General features: G+C 52.7%; 2 protein-coding genes, 1 pseudogene and 1 riboswitch. Of the genes and pseudogenes, 1 reads left to right on the top strand and 2 read right to left on the bottom strand.

Translation table 11 applies throughout. The features are described from left to right. Window positions 1-380, bottom strand: a pseudogene (locus Q1M25_RS09340) (glycine cleavage system protein T); the annotation flags it as partial. A gap of 210 nt (window positions 381-590) precedes the next feature. Then, a riboswitch (glycine riboswitch) is annotated at window positions 591-688 on the bottom strand. 206 nt (window positions 689-894) lie between these two features. Here Q1M25_RS09340 and ubiB point away from each other — a divergent pair. Beyond that, window positions 895-2,406 carry a ubiquinone biosynthesis regulatory protein kinase UbiB gene (gene ubiB / locus Q1M25_RS09335; RefSeq protein WP_300484023.1) on the top strand — a complete coding sequence of 504 codons (1,512 nt, stop codon included), beginning with the start codon at window positions 895-897 and terminating at the stop codon, window positions 2,404-2,406. Window positions 2,407-2,481: 75 nt separating this feature from the next. Here the strand turns inward: ubiB and Q1M25_RS09330 are convergent. Next, window positions 2,482-2,781: chloride channel protein (locus Q1M25_RS09330; RefSeq protein WP_300484021.1), on the bottom strand; the 300-nt coding region annotated here is incomplete at its 5' end.

Raw genomic sequence — 2,781 nt, 5'->3', positions numbered from 1 at the left:
GCCGTGTCTTTTTCGCGGGTCGCGCCGTTGGACACGATGCGGTATTGGGTTTCGGCTTCGTTGGTGCGGTAAACGATCAAGTCGTCAATTACGCCGCCGTTGTCGTTGAGCAAAGCGGAATAAAGGGCTTTGCCGACAAAAGCGAGTTTGGCGACATCGTTGGCAATCAATTTGCGGAAAAAGGCTTTGGCATTTGCGCCTGCTACGTCGGTAACGAGCATATGGGATACGTCAAACATACCGGCGTCGGTGCGCACGGCTTCGTGTTCGGCGATTTGTGAACCATAATGGATGGGCAGCTCCCAGCCGGCAAAATCTACCAGCTTTGCGCCTGCATCTTGATGGGCTTGATGAAATGGGGTGGTTTTCAGAGCAGTCATTCTCAAGTTTCTCCGGATTTTTTGTTCAGATGCCGCCCGCGCACCTGTGCGCGGATGACCCTATCTGTCCTTGAACCTGAGATTTTCGGCCGTATCCGCATGATGGCAAACCAGTCTGCTCACTGCTTTGCGCGGTTGTCTGAATGGTGGTTCAGACGGCCTTCTCCCCTTCGGTGGACGTTATTCTAACGCCGCTCTCCAGATTGTTTGTTTCAATGTGCAGTCCCTGATACCTGAGCGATTTAAGGGTGTCTGCGCCTTCGGTGGTTACATTGTAGTTGGGTGTAACACTCTCCTGCACATTTCCCGATTATGTCTTGAATCGGCAGTTTGGGCAAGTAGCCGACGAATATTTATGATGTGAATATCCGTCTTTTTATTGGGGCAGCAAAACTTGAGCCTTTATCAAATTGTTGGCTATGCGGCAGATGTTTTTGCAAAAGTCTCAGGCCGTCTGAAGCCCTTACCCGTTTTTCCTATATAATTCTGTTTTTTCGATTTATCTGCGTCCATCATGAACCGCCTCAAACGCATCAAAACCATCCTCTGCACGCTCTACCGCTACCGCCTTGCCGAGCTGATTGCCTCGCTGGTCCGTCCGGGTTGGGCGCGGACTTTCCTCAATATGCTGCCGCAGTCGTCCAAGTTCAAACAAGAGATGCCTGCCGTGCGCCTGCGTTTGGCTTTGGAAAGCTTGGGGCCGATTTTCATCAAATTCGGACAGGTATTGTCCACGCGCCCCGATTTGATTCCACATGATTACGCGGTCGAACTGGCAAGGCTGCAAGACAAAGTACCGCCGTTTGATGCGCAGCTTTCACGCTCGCAAATCGAAAAATCGCTGGGCCAATCCATCGACACTTTATACGCGGAATTTGAAACCGAGCCTGTCGCCAGCGCGTCCATCGCCCAAGTACACAAAGCCCGCCTGCATTCGGGCGAACAGGTCGCAGTGAAAGTCTTGCGCCCCAACCTTTTGCCCGTTATCGAACAGGATTTGTCGCTGATGCGCTTTGGTGCAGGCTGGGTGGAGCGTTTGTTTTCAGACGGCAAGCGTTTAAAGCCGCGCGAAGTGGTGGCCGAATTTGACAAATACCTGCACGACGAATTGGACTTGATGCGCGAAGCCGCCAATGCCAGCCAACTTGGACGCAATTTCCAAAACAGCGATATGCTGATTGTGCCGAAGGTGTTTTACGACTACTGCACCAGCGATGTGCTAACCATCGAATGGATGGACGGCACGCCGGTATCCGATATTGCCAAACTCAAAGCCGACGGCATTGATTTGCACAAACTTGCCGATTACGGCGTGGAAATCTTCTTCACGCAAGTCTTCCGCGACGGTTTTTTCCATGCGGATATGCACCCCGGCAATATTCTGGTCGCCGCCGACAACCGCTACATCGCCCTCGATTTCGGCATCGTCGGCACGCTGACCGACTACGACAAGCGCTATCTCGCCATCAACTTCCTTGCCTTCTTCAACCGCGATTACCACCGCGTCGCCACCGCCCACATCGAATCGGGCTGGGTGCCTGCCGACACGCGAGCGGAAGAATTGGAAGCGGCTGTCCGCGCCGTGTGCGAACCGGTGTTCAACAAACCGATTTCGCAAATTTCCTTCGGCTTGGTGCTGATGCGCCTGTTTGAAGTCAGCCGCCGCTTCAATGTCGAAATCCAGCCGCAGCTGGTATTGCTGCAAAAAACGCTGCTCAACATCGAAGGTTTGGGCCGCCAACTCGATCCCGATTTGGATTTATGGAAAACCGCCAAACCGTTTTTGGTGCGTTGGATGAACGAACAGGTCGGCCCCAAAGCCCTTTGGCGAAACCTCAAAAACGAAGCCCCCGACTGGGCGCAAATCATCCCCTCCCTGCCGCGTAAAATCAGTGCGCTGGTTGATGAAAACCGCCAACAGGAAATGCGTGATGCCTATGTACATCTGGTCAAAGTACAGCAACGCCAAAGCCTGTGGCTGGGTGTGATTGCGGTTGTTTTGCTGCTGATTTTGCTGTTTAAGTAAACCGTAATACAGCTTTAAACGACATCACAAAGGCCGTCTGAAATTTAGTTTTCAGACGGCCTTTTATATGCCGATCTATTCTTTTTTCTCGTGCTGAACATGTCCGCTTTCGGCTTCGATATGCCGTCTGAAGCGCAAACCTGCGGCGTGATAAAACGGATGCGGCGAGAATTGGCGCGAGACTTGCGAAGCGAAGATGCAAGTCAGCAGCATCCAAAACAATAAATTCTGTCCGCCCGTCATTTCCATTACCACCACGGCGGCGGTCAACGGCGATTGGGTCGCGGCGGCAAGGAATGCGGCCATGCAGAGCAAAACCGCGACATTGGATGCGTCGCCCAGTTGCGCGAAAGAAGCCATGTGTTCGCCTATCAT

This window comes from uncultured Neisseria sp. (assembly GCF_951230505.1).
Lineage (GTDB): Bacteria > Pseudomonadota > Gammaproteobacteria > Burkholderiales > Neisseriaceae > Neisseria.
This window is presented reverse-complemented; position numbering and strand designations above follow the sequence as displayed.

Excerpts from the sequence above, each read along its gene's own strand:
- ubiB (WP_300484023.1), top strand. The coding sequence starts at position 895 with ATGAACCGCCTCAAACGCATCAAAACCATCCTCTGCACGCTCTACCGC.